This window comes from Cupriavidus sp. HPC(L) (genome assembly GCF_000307735.3).
Classification (GTDB): Bacteria; Pseudomonadota; Gammaproteobacteria; order Burkholderiales; family Burkholderiaceae; genus Cupriavidus.
In genome coordinates this window covers 22,929-40,308 of record NZ_AMPR02000113.1, presented here as the reverse complement: position 1 = coordinate 40,308, position 17,380 = coordinate 22,929, and the positions used below count along the sequence as shown (strand labels likewise).

At 69.1% G+C, this 17,380-nt stretch carries 9 protein-coding genes; 3 read left to right on the top strand and 6 right to left on the bottom strand.

What is annotated here, in order from left to right; all coding sequences use genetic code 11:
* Positions 1-26 precede the first annotated feature (26 nt).
* The gene (locus B551_RS08830) at positions 27-6,959 is read left to right on the top strand and encodes an LWXIA domain-containing protein (RefSeq protein ID WP_052511297.1); all 6,933 of its coding nucleotides are present in this window, start codon (positions 27-29) and stop codon (positions 6,957-6,959) included.
* Positions 6,960-7,316: 357 nt separating this feature from the next.
* Here B551_RS08830 and B551_RS08825 read toward each other — a convergent pair whose 3' ends face one another.
* The 6 genes from B551_RS08825 to B551_RS08800 all read right to left on the bottom strand — a co-directional run bounded on the left by B551_RS08825 (position 7,317) and on the right by B551_RS08800 (position 14,188).
* Positions 7,317-8,507 (bottom strand): amidase, encoded by a 1,191-nt coding sequence (locus B551_RS08825; protein WP_023263912.1) that lies wholly within the window; start codon positions 8,505-8,507, stop codon positions 7,317-7,319.
* Positions 8,508-8,578: 71 nt separating this feature from the next.
* Positions 8,579-9,559, bottom strand: coding sequence for an ABC transporter ATP-binding protein (locus B551_RS08820; RefSeq protein WP_023263911.1), 981 nt, complete (start codon positions 9,557-9,559; stop codon positions 8,579-8,581).
* Between the two features lie 97 nt (positions 9,560-9,656).
* On the bottom strand, positions 9,657-10,721 hold the full coding sequence (locus B551_RS08815; RefSeq protein ID WP_006578643.1) for an ABC transporter ATP-binding protein: 1,065 nt from the start codon (positions 10,719-10,721) through the stop codon (positions 9,657-9,659).
* A gap of 4 nt (positions 10,722-10,725) precedes the next feature.
* Positions 10,726-11,613: an ABC transporter permease gene (locus tag B551_RS08810; RefSeq protein ID WP_006578642.1), complete on the bottom strand. Its 888-nt coding sequence runs from the start codon at positions 11,611-11,613 to the stop codon at positions 10,726-10,728.
* A 15-nt stretch (positions 11,614-11,628) separates the two neighbouring features.
* Complete coding sequence (locus B551_RS08805) at positions 11,629-12,579, bottom strand: ABC transporter permease (RefSeq protein ID WP_006578641.1); 951 nt, start codon at positions 12,577-12,579, stop codon at positions 11,629-11,631.
* A 31-nt stretch (positions 12,580-12,610) separates the two neighbouring features.
* The gene (locus B551_RS08800; RefSeq protein WP_253281335.1) at positions 12,611-14,188 is read right to left on the bottom strand and encodes an ABC transporter substrate-binding protein; all 1,578 of its coding nucleotides are present in this window, start codon (positions 14,186-14,188) and stop codon (positions 12,611-12,613) included.
* Positions 14,189-14,643: 455 nt separating this feature from the next.
* Here B551_RS08800 and B551_RS08795 point away from each other — a divergent pair, with 455 nt between their 5' ends.
* Both B551_RS08795 and B551_RS08790 read left to right on the top strand, forming a co-directional pair.
* Positions 14,644-15,759 (top strand): NADH:flavin oxidoreductase/NADH oxidase, encoded by a 1,116-nt coding sequence (locus tag B551_RS08795; RefSeq protein ID WP_023263909.1) that lies wholly within the window; start codon positions 14,644-14,646, stop codon positions 15,757-15,759.
* A 238-nt stretch (positions 15,760-15,997) separates the two neighbouring features.
* Positions 15,998-17,359 carry an APC family permease gene (locus B551_RS08790; RefSeq protein WP_006578639.1) on the top strand — a complete coding sequence of 454 codons (1,362 nt, stop codon included), beginning with the start codon at positions 15,998-16,000 and terminating at the stop codon, positions 17,357-17,359.
* The last annotated feature ends 21 nt before the right edge of the window (positions 17,360-17,380 follow it).

Sequence of the window (17,380 nt, the reverse complement as noted above, 5' to 3'; positions counted from 1 at the left end):
ATGTCCGGCCCAATGTCCGCAGCGCGGTGTTTGCACATGGCGGCGGCGGCCGTGCCGCCGTGCTCGAGGCCGCGCGCGCCGAGCCGTCGATCGTGCTGCAGAACGCGATTTCGCCGCTGGACCGCGTGGCCGGCATGGACGGGCGCCCGATGTCGCTGTCGGTGCCCTATGGCGCCGAGCTGGCGGCGCGGGCGCTGCAAGATGTCGATACGGTGCTGATCGCAACGTCGCCCGCCACGCTGCACGGCGGCGCGGACACGCATGGACCGCTGGGCGCGGCGTCGCTCGGCGCCTATCTGAGCGCGCTGGGCAAGGAGGTGATCTTCGTCACCGACCCTGCGCACGAGGCGCTGCTGGCCGATCTGCTGCAGGGCGAACTGGGTCTGGCCGATGCCCGCATCGAGACCTTCACCGCCACCGATTCGACCGGGGCCGCCCAGCAGGCGCAGGCGCTGCTGGCAAAGTATCGGACCCAGGCCGTGGTCGCGGTCGAGGTGGCCGGCCGCAACCGCGTCGGCGAATACCGGCTGGCCAACGGCGAGCGCCTCGACGGTGCGCCGCGGGTCGACCAGCTGCTGGTCGAGGCCAATGCCAAGGACCTGGTCACCGTGGCGATCGGCGCCGACAGCCATACCGCGGGCATGCGCTCGGCGCTCGAGCGCGCGATGACGTCGCTGCATGTCGAGCCCGCCGATATCGACCAGTGGTCGGCGGTCGGCGCGAGCCATCCGGTGGTCGGCATGAACACCAACCTGGCGGCGCAGGCGGTCGGCTTTGCGCTGCAGCGCGCGTCCGGCAGCGACCACGCGATGCCGACGACCGATCGCGTCGCCGCGATGATCGACCGCATGGCCGCGCTGCACGCGTATGACAGCGTCACGCTGGAGCGCGGCGCGACCAGCATGCGCGGCCTCGACAAGCGCAGCTTCCTGGGGCTGTACGAGCTGCTGCAGGCTCAGGCCAAGCAGTTGCCGGATGGACTTGACCTGGCGCAGATGCTGGACGGCATGCAGCGCCGCTTCGTGCCGAAGGGCGTGGACCCGGAGCAGTTCGGCATCAAGGTGATCGACGACATCATCGAGGTCACCGTATTCGACTCCAGCAACGGCGGCATCCTGGCCGCGATGAACATCGCCCGGCACATCTTCTCGATGACCGGCAAGCGCGTGCAGCTGGTCGCGTACGGCGACCACGCCGCGGGCACCTACGGCGGGCGCGAGCGCGACGACCTGATCCGCCGCGTCAACGACGGTTTGCACGCGATGCACCAGCAACAGGCCGATGCCAACGCGCTCGGCTGCAACACGGCGTGCATCACCTATCCGGAAGGCTGGGCCGGGCTGAGCGAGCGCGATTTCATCAACCTGATCCACACCACCGCCCGCGCGATGGCCCAGGACGGCGGCCGCAATTTTGCGCTGGTCGCCACGCCGGGCACCGTCAACAGCCATGCCTATCGCGATGCGGTGGACGCGCTGCGCACCGGGCAGAACGTGCTGGAGATCGGCGCCAACGAGTGGGCCGCCGCGGTCAACGCGCTGCAGCACCAGGCCAAGGAAGGGCCGGAACTGGTGGCGATCCAGAAGCTGGTCGCCAAGTACATCAACGCCGAGCGGATTCCGCCCGAGACCGAGTCGCTGTGGCTGTGCTGCACGCACTATCCGGCGCTGGCCAAGCTGATCCGCCAGCAGCTCGATGCCAGCGGCCTCGGCCACGTCAAGCTGATCGACCCGATGCAGTACCAGGCCAAGGCGCTGGTCGACCGGCTGATCGAGCGCGGCGTGCTGAAGCAGGACGATTTGCTGCCCGAGCCGATTCCGTTCGAGGAGGTCAGCGCCCAGGACATGCTGCCGCTGCTGGCGGTGACCACGGGCCGCGCCAGCGAGGTCGTGCGGCTCGCTCAAGGCATGACCGAGGATCCTCGCGCGCGTGCGTTCGGCGTGCCGGAGTTCAGCGCGAGCACCGATCCGGGCCAGATTCGCGGCATTCTCGATGCCAACCGGATGCCGGCCGCGATCGACGCGATGGTGACCGGCTATACCGGCCGCAATATCGACCGGCTGGCGATTCCAAAGGGGGCGGTGCACGCCGCCGCGGCGATGGCCGATGCCGAACACGTGCTGCTGCTGACCGGCTTCTCGGTGGCCGAGGGCTTGCCCGAAACCGACGGCCCGCCCGGAACCGTGGCGCTGGGCGCGATGCTGCGCGCCGCCGGCAAGCGCGTCAGCTATATCGTCGATTCAGCCAACCAGCCGATCCTCGAAGCGGCGCTGGCAGACATGGGCCAGCCGCTCGATTCCGTCCACGTGTTCGACGAGCATGCGGACAGCAGCTCGCCGGTGGTCCGCGCGATGCTGGAGGAACTGCGGCCCGATCACGTGTCGTCGATCGAACTGCCCGGCCGCACGGCTGCCGGCACCAAGCACAACATGCGCGGGGTCAACCTCGACGATTTCACGCCGGGTATCGATGCGTTCCTGAAGGCGGCGCAGGAGATGGGCATCGGCACCTCCTCGGTCGGCGATGGCGGCAACGAGGCCGGCATGGGCAATGTGGCGGCGTTCGTCCCGCTGGCGCCGGACGGCACGCCGATCGCCTCGGTGGTCCGGACCGACATCCTGGTGACCGCCAGCGTGTCGAACTGGGGCGCCTATGCGATTGGCGCCGCGTTGCTCCGTCAGCTGGGCAAGGCGCATCTGATGCCGACCGAGAACCAGATCCTGTCGGCCATCGAGGCGTCGGTCCACGCCGGTGCGGTCGACGGCGTGTCGCGGCAGCGGGTGGCCACGGTCGATGGCTTCTCCCCGGAGGTCCACCTGGCGGTGTACCGGCTGCTGCGGCAATGGGCCGGCGCCGAGGCCACCACCGGTCCCGGCGCGCCGGTGCCCGCGCTGATGGGCACCGCGATGCCGCGCCGGCAGCCGCGTTCGGTGCTGGAGGACCTGTTCGCGCATGGATTGCGGCGTCCCTTCCATGGTGCGGACGAGGGCGGGCGCGGCAACATCCAGGCCCGCCATGTGCCCGCGATCGTCGATCGCAGCTGGTCGCTGCGCGACGGCGTACCGGGCGACGCGGCCATCGCCGCGGTGATCGACAGCGTGCATGCAACCGGCGGCCGGCTGGCCGACGTCAAGTATGTGGCGGTGCGCGACGCCGATACGGCCAATGCCAGGCCCAAGGTGATCGGCGCCTTCGATTCGCCGCTGCAGGCCGCCGCGCAGCTCGACCGGCAGGCGGCGGTCGGCGTCAAGGTGCGTCTGCAGGTCGTGCCCGCAGCCCAGTACCGCGCCGGCCGCGTGCCGGCCGCCGACGATGCGATCGGCACCGTGCCGCTGTCGCGGCGAGACGGCAGCACGGTGCCGGGCGAGATCGCGCTGAACCGCGGCTACGAAGGCGATATCCGCGTGGCGCTGCCGGAGGGCTTTGCCGAGGGCATGCCGCTGGTACGCAACGAAGCGGGCGAGCGGGTCGACGTGCTGCAGCAACTGGGGCATTTCCCGCGGGCCAGGGCGCATCTGGATCTGGCCGCCGAGGCGGGCTACGTCACGTTCGACAACCGCGCGATGCCGATCTCGGTGCCGCAGGTGCCCGGCTATTTCACCGTGCGCGCCGAGGGCGCCTACCAGGGCGTGCGCATGGACATGGACGGCAGCGGCCGTCCCGGCTACGACGCGGCCGCGCTGGCCGACCGGATCCGCTTGCACCCGGACTATCGCGAAGGCATGCCGGTGCTGATCTACGACTGCTTCGGCATGGACGGTCCGCTGCCGCTGGCGCAGCAACTGGCCACCGCGCTGGACGCCCGTGTCTACGCGCCGGACGGCAGGTGGGAGATCCGCGGCTGGCATGACGGCGGCGATACCGTCTTCGGCGGCGCGATGCGGGTCGATGCGAGCCCCGAGGCGATGGCGCAGTCCGATGCGCCCGTGCACAGCCAGGGCGGACGCTTCTACGGCGCCATGCCGGCGCTGCCGATCGTCGGCGTCAGCGAAGGCGGACAGGCGCTGCCGGACAGCGCATTCACGATGCCGCGCGGCGATGCGCCGAGGCCGGTGAACGCCGCCCACGACGGCAATGCCATCCACGTCGCCGACCCCGGCGCGTGGCGCGCCGCGGCGCCGCGCCATGCCGATGCGGCGTTCGGCGCCTCGCGGTTGAAGGTGATGGTGCCGGGCGACTACAACGTCGTGCTGGGGCGTTTCGATCGCGAGCGTGGCCTGCTCGACGAGAACGGCGAAGCGGTCGGCGCGCACCGGCTCGCGCTGGAACTTGCCGACGCTGGCAAGAAGGGCGGAGCGGTCGTGCTGGCGCTCGACGGGGGCAGCCAGCATGCGCGGCGTGCCTTCGCGCAGCAGGTGGCGGACGTGATGGGCGTCGACGTGATGCTGCCGGCGGCGGGCTTCAAGCTCGATGCGCTGGAGCCCGCGGATGTCAATGGGGGCAGCCCGCCCCGGCCGGTCCTGAAGCTCGATCAGCAAGGCGTGGCTTGGCAAACGCTGCAACCGCAACCATATCGCCATGCCAACCGCGGCTTCGCGGTCGACGGCGTCGACGCGGTGCGACTGGTCCACGAAGACGGCCGGCAGACGTCCGTCGACCTGGCCTCCTATCTGGGCCCGCGGCTGGGCTCGGGTGCAGTCAAGACCGTGTTTGCGCTGGGCAACAGCCATGCGGTGGGGCTCGGCAACGACAGCATGATCGCCGCCTTCCCGATGGGCGCCGAACGCGAAGCGATGGCGCAGGTCGAGGCGCTGGGCATGCCGGCGCTGCGAATCCATGGCGGCGACGGGGACACGGTGCTCGGCCATCCGGCCATCGTCTATGAACGCTATCTGGCGGGCAGTGCAGACCTGCTCGACGGCAATGGCAATCTGCTGCCGCAGTATGCCGCGCGGATGAACGCGCGGACGCTGCGCGATCTCGATGCGATCGAGCACGGTATCGAGAACGGCGCGGACGGGCGCGGCCTGCTGCTGCAGGACGTGGAGTTTGCATTCTTCGCCGACGGCAGCGTCAAGATCGCCGACGTGATGTCGGTCGAGCCCGGTGGCGGCCTGGCCGCGCATGGGCAGGCGGTGGTGACGGTGCTGGCGAAGATGCGAGAGGCCGCGCAGGCCAATGTCGCGCGCGTCGCGACCGATCCGCAGGGCACGGTGCGCTCGGCCACGTTCCGGCATGGCGGCGAGTCCGAGCCGGAGGGGGCGGCATCGCCGGAGCCGAACGAGTCCGGGCAGTCGAGCGAAACGGCCGGCGCCCCGGACACGAGCAACGCCGCCAAGGCGGCGCCGAGCGGCAAACAGGCCAGGCCGGTCCCCGAGCCGGAGCAGACCGCGGCCGCCGAGGCGGCTGCCCAGTCCGCCGATCCTGCGAGCGCCGCCAAGCCGGCACAGCCTGCCCGGCCCGATCCCGATGCCGAGCAGCCTGCCGCCGCCGAGGCCGCCAACCAGGCGGCCAACCAGGCCGGCAACCAGGCCGGCAAGCCGGCTCCGGCCAACCCGCAGCCGGCATCGTCGTCACCCACGCCGACACCGCGGCCATGGAAGCTGCACGCCACCGCCGCGGCTTCGGTCGGCGGGGCCTTCGCCACCGGCGCCGCGGCGATGCCGTTCATCCCGATGCCTGGCACCGCCGCATCGGTGGTGGTGGCCGGCTCCTGCTTCATCTATCGCGGCGGCATCGCCGCCGGCCGCACCGCCTTCGCCAACCGGGTGATCCGCCGCACCGAGCGGCAGACGCCTGCCGATGTCGCCTGGCTGCGCAAGGCGCTGGCCAGCGACCGCGCCGCGATCTGGGGGATCAGCGAGAACAACCGCAAGGCATTCGACGCGCATATCCAGGTCCTCGAGCGGCATGTCGGCGCGGACACCAACAAGCCGTCGGCGGAGGAAGTTGTAGCCGCCGTGCAGGCGCTGAAGCAGGCCGGCACGGCGCTGCTGACGCCGGACACCGTCGCCGGCCGCATCAATGACGGCCTGCAGATCGGCACGCTGGCGATCAACAACGCCACCACGGTGAACTGGTTCATGCATCACGGCGTGGACCTGGGCAATGTCGCGACGTACAGCAACACGGCGTTCCTCGCGGCCAACGGCGTGCTGGCGAGCTTCAATATCGCCAACCGCATCGGCTACCACGCCAAGGTCAAGCTGCCTGCGCTGCCGGCCGCCCATACGCGCAAGTTCGTGATGAGCATGTATGCGGCCGGCGCGATTCCACTGGCGGTGACGGACGTGATGACGTACGGCGGCGTGGCCGGCGGCCTCGGTGCGGCGAGCCTTGCCACCTTCGGTGTCGGTGCCTTCCTGCAGTCGCGCGTCGAGCGCGGCGTCGCCAACCGGGAGTACAACAAGCTGGCGGCGGACAAGGGCGGCAATATTCAGCTGAAGCCGGACCAGTCGCTGCTGCCCCGCAAATGGGAGTTCTTCGGCCGCGCGATGCCGTATGGGCTGGTGCTGCTGGGCGGCGGCGTGATCGTCAATTTCGGCATGAAGATCCTGCTCGAGACCCTTGGCAGCGACGAGGAAGACCAGCCGGTGAAGCCGCCATCGCCGTCCTCGACGCCGTCGGTTCCCTCGACGCAGGACCCGTCGCCGACACGGCCGGCTCCGACCCAGCCGCCGCGGTCGGAAAAACCGTCCGAGGAGCCCAGGCCGCCTGCTACCGAACCGCCGCCGCAACAGCCCGAGCCGTCGCGGCCGCGTCCGCGCAACGGACGCGTGACCGTGCAGCCCTTCCATGCCGGCGTCGAGACGTCGACGCTGTGGGGCATCGCGGCGACGAACCTCGATACGCTGCTGTCCGACGGCCAGAAAGAGGACGCCGAGGCCGAGGCAATGACCGCGGACCAGCAGGTCGCCGCCTACGCGCTGCGCGAGCTGATCAACCTGAATCCGCAGTACAACCTTGCGGAGAACCCCGACCACATCGAGCCGGGGTGGGTGCTGGACGTGACGCGATAAGCGATTACCCAGTCGTCCCCGCGCAGGCGGGGACCCAGCGGCTTGCAAAGACACTGGATTCCCGCTTTCGCGGGAACGACACACAGCCGCTATCACCCGTCGTCCCCGCGCAGGCGGGGACCCAGCGGCTTGCAAAGACACTGGGTTCCCGCTTTCGCGGGAACGACACACAGCCGCTATCACGCGTCGTCCCCGCGCAGGCGGGGACCCAGCGGCTTGCAAAGACACTGGATTCCCGCTTTCGCGGGAATGACACACAGCCGCTATCACTCGTCGTCCCCGCGCAGGCGGGGACCCAGTGACTTTCGCAGACACTGGATTCCCGCTTTCGCGGGAACGACGGAGGTATTTCAGACTTCACCCTAAGGCGGCCACCACGCGCCCCGCCAACGCGACCAGGGTGCGGTCGCTGCCGGCCGGCCCGAGCAGCGACAGGCCCAGCGGGGCGCCATTGCGGCGGCACAGCGGCAGGGTGATCTGCGGAAAGCCGCTCAGGCCGGCCAGGCACAGCATCTGCACGGCGCGGTTGCGGTAGTCCTCGAGCGTGTCGAGCGCGGCGTCCCGCAGCGGCGCGATATCGGGCATCGTCGGCAACAGCAGCACGCCGTCGTCGCCCAGCAATGCGGCAAGGTGGGCGGTGAACGCGCGGCGCACCTGCATGGCCTCGTCGCGCTGGCCCGCGGTGACTTCCTTCGAGAACGCGAACCGCGCGGCCACGTCGGGACCGAGCCGCAGGCCGTAGCGCTCGATCATGTCGCCATCGCTGCGCCACGCTTCCCACCCTTGCACGTAGCGGAAGGCCCAGTACAGATCGCCGATCGGGCGGTCCGCGGCCGCGACCGCATCGCCGTTGCCCAGCGCGTCCTGGATGCGAGCCGCCACCGGGAGCAGCGCATCGCGCGCAGCCGGCTCGGCCAGCGCGAACAGATCGTCGGCCAGCAGCAGGCGGACCGAAGCGGGCAAGGCGTTGGCATCCGGGCCCAGCAGCACATCGGCGACCCGCGCAAACGTGCCGATATCGCGCGCGAAAAAGCCGCAGGTATCGAGGCTGTCGCACAGCGGCAGGCATCCCGCCAGCGAGATGCGGCCATGCGTCGGCCGAATCCCGAACAGGCCGCAATGGCTGGCCGGCGCGCGTACCGAGCCGCCGGTGTCCGTGCCCAGCGCAAGGTCGCACAGGCCGTGCGACACCGCCGAGGCGGAGCCGGAGGACGAGCCGCCGGTGATGCGGTCGGGAGCCGCGCCATTGACCGGCGCGCCGTAGTGCGCGTTGTTGCCGTTCATCGAGAAGGCCAGCTCGTCGGTATGGGTCTTGCCGACGAATTTCGCGCCGGCGTCGAGCAGGCATTGCACCGCCGGTGCCGTAGACGACTTGACGCCCGACATCGCCAGCACGTGGGGGTTGCCGCCGCCGGTGGGGTAGCCCGCCACGTCGAACAGGTCCTTGGCGGCGAAGCGCAGCCCCCGCAAGGGCCCGTCAAGCGCGTGCGGCACGTCGGCTTCTGGGTAGGGCATGAACGAACGGGAGGGGTGCGATGCGAGGCTCATGGGGTCTCCGCAGGGTCTGGCTCGACCGGAGGGCCGGGCGATGCGCGATGGTCGGGACCGGTCCGGTGGGGTCAGGCCACGGCCAATGCAGGTTCGGTGGCAGCGGCCAGCACGCAGCTGACGCGATGGCCGTCGCCGACCGAGACGGGCTGCGGCACGTGCCGCAGGCATTCGGGCCGGGCCTGGGCACATCGCGGCGCGAAGCTGCAACCGGCGGGCAATGCCGCCAGATCGGGCGGCGATCCCGGAATGGCGGCCAGCCGCTCGCCACGGGCCATGCCGTGCTGGCGGCTTTGCAGCAGCGCGATCGTGTACGGATGACGCGCATCGCGCAGCAGCGTGCGAATCGGGCCTTCCTCGACGATCCGGCCGCCGTACATCACCGCGACACGATCGGCGATCTCCACCGCGGCGCCGATATCGTGGGTCACGAACACGATCGACAGGCCCAGCGCGCGTTGCAGTTCGCGCAGCAGGATCAGCACCTGGATCTGCACGGTGGCGTCGAGCGCGGTGGTGGGCTCGTCGGCCAGCAGCACCTTCGGCCTGGCCGACAACGCCAACGCGATCATCGCGCGCTGGCGCATCCCTCCCGACAGCTCGTGCGGATAGGCGGCCAGGCGGCGCTCGGGGCTCGGGATGCGAACCGCCTCCAGCGCCTGCAGGGCCTGCTTGCGGGCTTCTCCGGCCGAGACGCGGCTATGGGCGCGGATGCATTCGACGATCTGCTCGCCAATGGTGTAGACCGGGTCGAGCGCGAGCAACGGCTCCTGGAACACCATGGCGACGGTGCCGCCGCGAATCCTCGACAAGCCCTTGGCATCCAGCCGCATCACGTCGGTACCGTCGATGACGATGTCGCCGGCCATCGTGGTGCGGCGGGGCGGATGCAGCCGCATCAGCGCGCGCAGCGTGACGCTCTTGCCCGAGCCCGACTCGCCGATCAGCGCGACCGCTTCGCCGGGAGCCACCTGCAGCGAGACGCCGTTGACCGCGCGAATGGTCTTGCCGCCGGCGTCGAAGGCGACATGCAGGTCGCGCACGGCGACCATCGGCGGGTCGGACGAAGGCGTGGCGTTCGGTGCCGATGCGCTCGTTGCCAAGGCGCCTGGTGCCGACGCGATGACGGTGGCATTCATGCTGGTCTCCTCAACAGGCATCCGCAACGGCGGTCTCGGCTCGCCGCGCCGTTGCCCGTGAATGGCCGCTGTCCGGTTCCGCCATCAGGCAGGACACCGGATGGCCGGCGATCGCCGCGGACAGCACGGGCGCGCGCCGCGCACAGACGGCCTCGGCCAGGCCGCAGCGCGGATGGAAACTGCAGCCCGGCGGCGGATCGATCGGATTGGGCGGATCGCCGGCCAGCGGCGGCGTCAGCGTGCGCCGGTCCGGGTCCATCGACGGCATCGAGGCGAGCAGCGCGCGCGTGTAGGGATGGGCCGGGTTGGCGTAGATCGCCTCGGTATCGCCGATCTCGGCGACCTTGCCCAGGTACATCACCATCACGCGATCGCACAGGTAGCGAATCACGTTCAGATCGTGGCTGATGAAGACGTAGGTCAGGTCGAATTCGGCCTTCAGGTCCAGCAGCAGGTTCAGCACCTGGGCCTCGACCGATTTGTCCAGCGCCGATACCGCTTCGTCGAGGATCACCAGACGTGGCCTGAGCACCAGCGCACGGGCGATATTGACGCGCTGGCGCTGGCCGCCGGACAGCTCGTGCGGATAGCGGCCGCCGAAGCGCAACGGTTCGAGCCCGACGCGGCCGAGCAGATGGCGGGCCCGCTCGATGGCCTCGCGCGCCGGAACGCCGTGCACGCGCGCGGTGAAGGCGATCGATTCCTCGATGGTCAGCCGCGGATTCAGCGACGAATAGCTGTCCTGGAACACCGTCTGCACCTGGCTGCGATAGCGCTTCAGCGGCAACTGCGCGGAGCCGACGCCTTCCGCGTCGAAGATCAGCTCGCCGCTGTCCTGCTCGGTCAGCTGCATCAGAAGCCGCGCCGTGGTCGACTTGCCGCAGCCCGATTCGCCGACCACGCCGAGCGTCTCGCCCTTGAGCACGTGGAAGCTGACGCCATCGACCGCGCGCACGGCGCCGGCGCGGCGTCCGGGAATGCCGCCCTTCAACGGAAAATGCTTGACCAGATCGCGGGCAATCACCAGCGGCTGGGCAGGGCCGCCAAGATCGGCGTTCGGTGTGGACAGGGGCATCGGCTCAGTCCTTGATTTCCATCGCCGAGCGGATGCCGTCGGCGAGCAGGTTGAACGAGATCGAGGTCACGAAGATCATCGCCCCCGGCAACGCGGCCACCCACGGCTGGGTATAGATCGCGGTGCGCAGCGTGTTCAGCATCAAGCCCCATTCGGGCTCGGGCGGCTTGACGCCCAGGCCCAGGAACGACAGGCCGGACGCGAGGATCATCGACACCGAGATCAGGCCGGTCGCATAGACGAAGATCGGTCCCAGCACGTTGTTCAGCACGTGCGCGCGCACGATCGTCAGCGCGGACGCCCCCGAGGCCCGCGCCGCGTCGACGAACTCGCGATTGCGTACCTGCGTGGTGACGCTCTCGGCCACGCGCGCGATCTGCGGCACGAACACGATGGTCAGCGACAGCAGCGCATTGCCGACGCCGGCGCCCAGCGTGCCGGACAGCGCGATGGCCAGCAGCACCGACGGGAAGGCGTAGAAGATGTCGACCACCCGCATGATCGCGGTATTGACCCAGCCGCCGGCATAGCCGGCCACGATGCCCAGCGCGCTTCCGAGCACGAAGGCGATCAGCACCGGCGTGATGCCCATGAACAGCGACAGCCGCGCGCCCAGGATCAGCCGCGACAGCATGTCGCGGCCCAGCTCGTCGGTGCCGAGCGGATAGCCTTCGGTGCCGATCGGCTTCAGGCGCTTCAGGATCGACGACGCATAGGGATCGGCCGGCATCAGCAGCGGCGCGAACAGCGCGACGAGGATCAGCGCGAGCAGGATCACGGCCGCGGCCATCGCAAGCTTGTTGCGCAGCAGCCGGCGGCCGACCGTGGTCCAGTAGCCGGGGGAGCGCTCCGCCACGGCCGGCGCGGCGGTATTGTCCAGCGTCATTTCCATGGCTGTCTCCGGGTACTAGTTGCGCTGGATGCGCGGATCGAACAGCATCTGCAGCGCGTCGACCATCAGGTTCAGCAGCACGAAGAACACCGCCAGCACGAGGATGGTCCCCTGCAGCAGCGGGAAATCGCGCTGGAAGATCGCCGAGTTCAGCAGGAAGCCGGTGCCGGGCCACGCGAACACCGTCTCGATCAGGATCGAGCCACCGAGCAGATAGCCCAGCTGCAGGCCCATCACGGACAACGCGGTCGGGGCGACGTTCTTGACGACGTGGCGGAACACCGCCAGGTCGGACAGGCCGCGCGCCTTCAGTCCGACAATGAACTCGTTCGACAGGATCTCCGCCACCAGCGCGCGGATGGTCCGTGCAACGATGCCCATCGGAATCACCGACATCGTGATCGCCGGCAGCAGCATGTACTGGAGATGTTCCCAATCCCAGCCCCAGTCGCCGGAGCCGCCTGGCCCGGCGCCGGTCGCCGGCAGCCAGCCGAGCATCACCGAGAACACGATGGCCAGCACCATGCCGAGCCAGTAGTGCGGCACGCTGACGCCGAAGACTGACAGGAACGAGGCGGCGCGGTCGACCGCGGAATCGCGCAGATAGCCGGCGACGAAGCCGAACAGGCAGCCGAAGGTGAAGCCGATCAGCGTCGCCACCGCCGCCAGCCGCACCGAATTGACGACGGCGGCGGCCACCTCCTGCATCACCGGGCGGCTGGTGGCGATCGAGGTGCCCAGGTCGCCGTGCAGCGCGCGGGTCAGCCAGTGCACGAATTGCTCGATGAAGGGCTTGTCGAAGCCGTACAGCGCGGCGAGCTGCTGGCGCATCTCTTCCGAGGCGTCGGGCGGCAGCACCGACACCAGCGGATCGCCCGGCGCGATATGCACCAGCGAGAAGCACAGCAGCGCGACGCCCAGCAGGATGGGCAGCGCATACAGCGCGCGGCGAAGCAGGTAGGACATGGTCGTGGCCGGAAAGTCGATCGGGTTCCGCTCAGTCCATCGACATGGTGGCGATGTCGATGAACCAGCTTTGCGGCTGCACCACGCCCTTGACCTTCTTCGAGATCGCGCGCGGGCCGACGTCATGCGCGATCAGCACGAACGGCGCCTCCTCGACGATGCGGGCGTGCAGCTTCGCCAGCGCGGCGTCGCGGCCCTTGTCGTCGAACGACGTGCGGGCGGTCTCGATCAGCTTGTCGAACTCGGGATTGCTGAAGTAGCCCCAGTTGTTCGAGACCGGCGGCTGGGTCTTGCTGCTGACGAAGCGCACCATCGCGAAGAACGGGTCCATCGCCGCGAAGCTGACGTTGATCGCGTTGGCGCCGTGCGCGCTGGGGTCCTTGGCGCCGATGCGCCAGTTGGTAAACAGCGTGTTCCATTCGACCACGTCGAAGTCGACGTCGATGAAGCACTCCTTCAGGTTCTGCTGTACGTATTCGTTCATCGGCAGCGGCTGCATCTGGCCGGAGCCGGACGCGGAGACCTGCACCTTGACCTTGACCGGCTTGGCCGCCGAGTAGCCCGCCTCCTGCATCAGCTTGCGGGCGCCCGCGGGGTCGTACCTGATATCGAACTTCGGATTGCCCCACCACGGGTTGCCCGCTTCGACGATGCCCTTGGCCTCGGCCATATACCCGCCCAGCAGTGTCTTCAGGCCCGAGCGGTTCACGCACAGATTGGCTGCCTGCCGCACGCGCTTGTCCAGCCACGGCGAGCCTGGCGCGAACGACAGCTGCCATGGCCACATATGCGGCTGCGTGTTGGCGTAGACCTGGAAGCCGCGGCTCTTGATCTGCGCGATGGCGTCCGGTGCGGGCGCCTCGATCCAGTCGACCTGTCCGGACAGCAGCGCCGCGGTGCGCGCATTGGCCTCCGGCATGGGAATCATCACGACCTTGTCGATCCTGGGCACGCGCTTCGCGTCCCAGTACTGCGCGTTCTTCACGACCTCGAGGCGCTCGCGCGGCACGAAGCGGCTCATCTTGAAGGGGCCGGTGCCTGCCGCATCGGCGGCGAAGGCAACCCACGCCTGCTTGGAGCGCTCGATCGGGTCGCTGACCGAGGCCGGCACCGCGGCAAACTTCTTCTCCCACTGCGTGGGGGAAGCCATGAACAGGTTGGTCAGGTTGTACGGCAGGAAGGAGTCCGGCTCGGACGTGGTCAGCTCCACGGTCAGGTCGTCGATCTTGCGCGCCGAGCGCAGCGTCGGCATCCGCGATGCGGTCACGCCGACCTGGCTGGGGTCGAACTGCTTCGCGGTCTTGTCCAGCACCTTGCCGACGTTCCACACGACCGCATCGGCGTTGAACGGCGTGCCGTCATGGAACTTGACGTTGGGGCGCAGCTTGAAGACCCATCTGGTCTTGTCCTTGGCGTCCACCTTCCATTCGGTCGCAAGCCCGGGGATCAACAGGCTCGGGCCGTCGCTCTTGCTCAGATCCCATTGCGTCAGGCCGTCATACATCGGAATGCCGCTGAAGCGGTTGCCCTCGAAGCCCTGGTCCGGCTGGCCGAGCGTTCGGGGAATGTCGGCCGCGGTCATGCCGATGCGCAATACCTTTTCGGCCATCGCCGACCCTGGCAAGGCCAGCAGCGACAGCGCGAGCGCCGCGCCGATGCTGCCAAGCCGTTGACGGGCGCCGGTTGCCGAAGCGGCGGAGGCGGGGGAAGCGGCGGTCGACATCGATGCGAAGGCGCGGGCGAAGCGGTTCACTGGCATGGCTCCTGAGTGGGGAAGAGACGTCGGCAGTGCCAAAGCAAGTGATATGCCATCGGATTTTCGGGGTCACCACGGCGATTTCGCGTATCGCCTCGCCGGAACCGCGCCGAGACCAGGCGCGGGCACCATCGGCGGGAGGCGCCGCACCACGATCGATGGGTCTCGCACCAACATGCATCCATGCGCGCCGTTCCCCGCCGCCTGCAGCGATCGCCCAGTTGCCGCACAATGCCTGCCTGGCTCGTCTGGCCCGCATGGCCTGCCACGGCGGGCCGGTATCCACCAGAACACAGAAGAGGTTCTCGATGTCCGCACTGTTTACCCCGCTGCAGATCGGCGATCTGCAGCTCGACAACCGCATCCTGATCGCGCCGATGTGCCAGTACTCGGCGGAGCAGGGCAATGCCACCGACTGGCACCTGATCCATCTGGGCCACCTCGCGCTGTCCGGCGCCGGCATGCTGATTCTCGAAGCGACCGCGGTCTCGCCGCAGGGACGCATCACACCCTACGACCTCGGCCTGTACTCGGACGACAACGAAGCGGCGCTGGGCCGCGTGCTGAAGGCGGTGCGCGCCCATTCGCCGATCAAGGTCGCGATGCAGATCGCCCATGCGGGCCGCAAGGCGTCGAGCCGCGCGCCGTGGGATGGCGGGGCGCAGATCCGGCCCGACGAGCCGGAGGGCTGGCAGACCGAGGCGCCGTCGGCCGTACCCCATGCGTCCAGCGAAGTCGCGCCGATGGCGCTCGACCGCGCCGGCCTCGAACGCGTCAAGCGCGATTTCGTCGAGACCGCGAAGCGCGCCTCGCGCCTGGGCATCGATGCGATCGAGATCCATGCCGCGCACGGCTATCTGCTGCACCAGTTCCTGTCGCCGATCGCCAACCATCGCGACGACGAGTACGGCGGCAGCCTGGAGAACCGGATGCGCTTTCCGCTGGAGGTGTTCGACGCGGTGCGCGCCGTCTTTCCGGCCGACCGCCCGGTATGGGCGCGCATCTCGGCGACCGATTGGGTGCCCAATGGCTGGGACATCGAGGGCACGGTGGCGATCTCGAAGGAGCTCGCGCGGCGCGGTTGCGCGGCAATCCATGTGACCACGGGCGGCGTGTCGCCGCAGCAGGCGATCAAGCTGGGGCCGGGCTACCAGGTCCCGTACGCGCAGCGGGTCAAGGCCGAGGTCGGACTGCCGACCATCGCGGTCGGGCTGATCACGGAGCCGGAGCAGGCCGAGAGCATCATCGCCAACGGCGAGGCCGACGCCGTCTCGCTGGCGCGGGCGATGCTGTACGACCCGCGCTGGCCATGGCACGCCGCCGCCAGGCTCGGCGCGCAGGTCCGGGCGCCGAAGCAGTACTGGCGTTCGCAGCCGCGCGAGTTCAAGGACCTGTTCGCGGGTGCGGCGTTCGGCCAACGTTGAATGACACCGATGTCATTTTCGGCGCCATTGGAGCGTCCCTCCCGTCACGTCGCGTGACGGACCTTCGGAGGAGGTCGCCGCACCCCTAGTCACCCATCCGGATGTTTCGTATCGTGGACAGGCAGACAAGTCCGCTGCCTTCCACGGCAGCGATGCGAGCGCGGAATGCAGGCTCATCTGGCGAGCTCAGTTGGCAAGCTCATTTCGCTCCATCCGTCCGAGGCAAGGGATGACCGGGATGACCGATCCGAACCAACCCAGACCGCAAGGCATCCTGTCGGTCTTCGATGCGATCACCATCATGGTGGGGCTGGTGCTCGGGGTCGGGATCTTCCGCACGCCGTCGATCGTCGCGGGCAGCGTCGAGTCGGAGGCGATGTTCGTGCTGGTCTGGATCGTCGGCGGCATCATCACCTTCATCGGCGCGCTGTGCTACGCGGAGCTGTCGGCGGCCCATCCCAACGCCGGCGGCGAATACCACTTCCTGTCGCGCGCCTATGGCCGCTCCACCGCAATGATGTTCGGATGGGCGCGATGCACGGTGATCCAGACCGGCGCCATCGCGGCGGTCGCCTTCATGCTCGGCGACTACGTGGCCCAGCTGGTGCCGGCCGGTCCGTTGGGTCCGGCCATCTATGCCGCGCTGGCGGTGATCGTGCTGACCGCGGTCAACGTGATCGGCACCATCGAGGGCAAGAACCTGCAGGTGGTGGTGACCTTCCTCGAGATCGGCGCGATCGGCGCCATCATCCTGTTCGGCATGTTGGGATCGCCCGAGACCGCCGAGCGCGCCGCGCCGTCGATGCCGCCTGAAACCGCGGCGATCGGCATGGCGATGATCTTCGTGCTGCTTACCTATGGCGGCTGGAACGAGGCCGCCTATCTGACCGGCGAACTGAAGGACGCGCCGCGCAATATCGCCAAAGTGCTGGCCGGCGGCACCGTCCTTCTGGTGGTGCTGTACACGCTGGCCAATCTGGCCTTGCTGTCGGTCCTCGGGCTCGACGGATTGCGCCAATCCGACGCGGTCGCCGCCGACATGATGCGCGTGGTAGCCGGGCCGATCGGCGAGCGCGTGGTCACCGCGGCCATCGTGGTCGCCGCGATCTCGACGCTGAACGCCACGATCTTCACCGGCTCGCGCGTGTTCTACGCGATGGCGCGCGACATGACCGTGATGCAGTGGGTCGGCATCTGGGACGGCCGGGGCAAGACTCCCGCCAATGGCCAGATCGCGCAGGGGATCATCGCGCTGGCGCTGATCGCGGTTGGGGCCATCACGCGCGACGGCTTCAAGGCGATGGTCGACTACACCGCGCCGGTGTTCTGGGGCTTCCTGCTGCTGGTCGGCTTCTCGCTGTTCGTGCTGCGCTGGCGCCAGCCCGAGCGCGCGTTGCCATACCGCGTGCCGCTGTATCCGGTCACGCCGATCATCTTCTGCCTGACCTGCCTGTACATGCTCTATGCCAGCGTGACCTATACCGGCGCCGCGGCGCTGATCGGGCTCGCGATGCTCGCCGCCGGCGCGCCGATCCTGCTGTTCAAGCGCAAGGAGGCCGAGCCCGCGGAACAGCAGGATGCTTCACCGGACCCCATGTGACCATTCGAACAGGAGAACGTC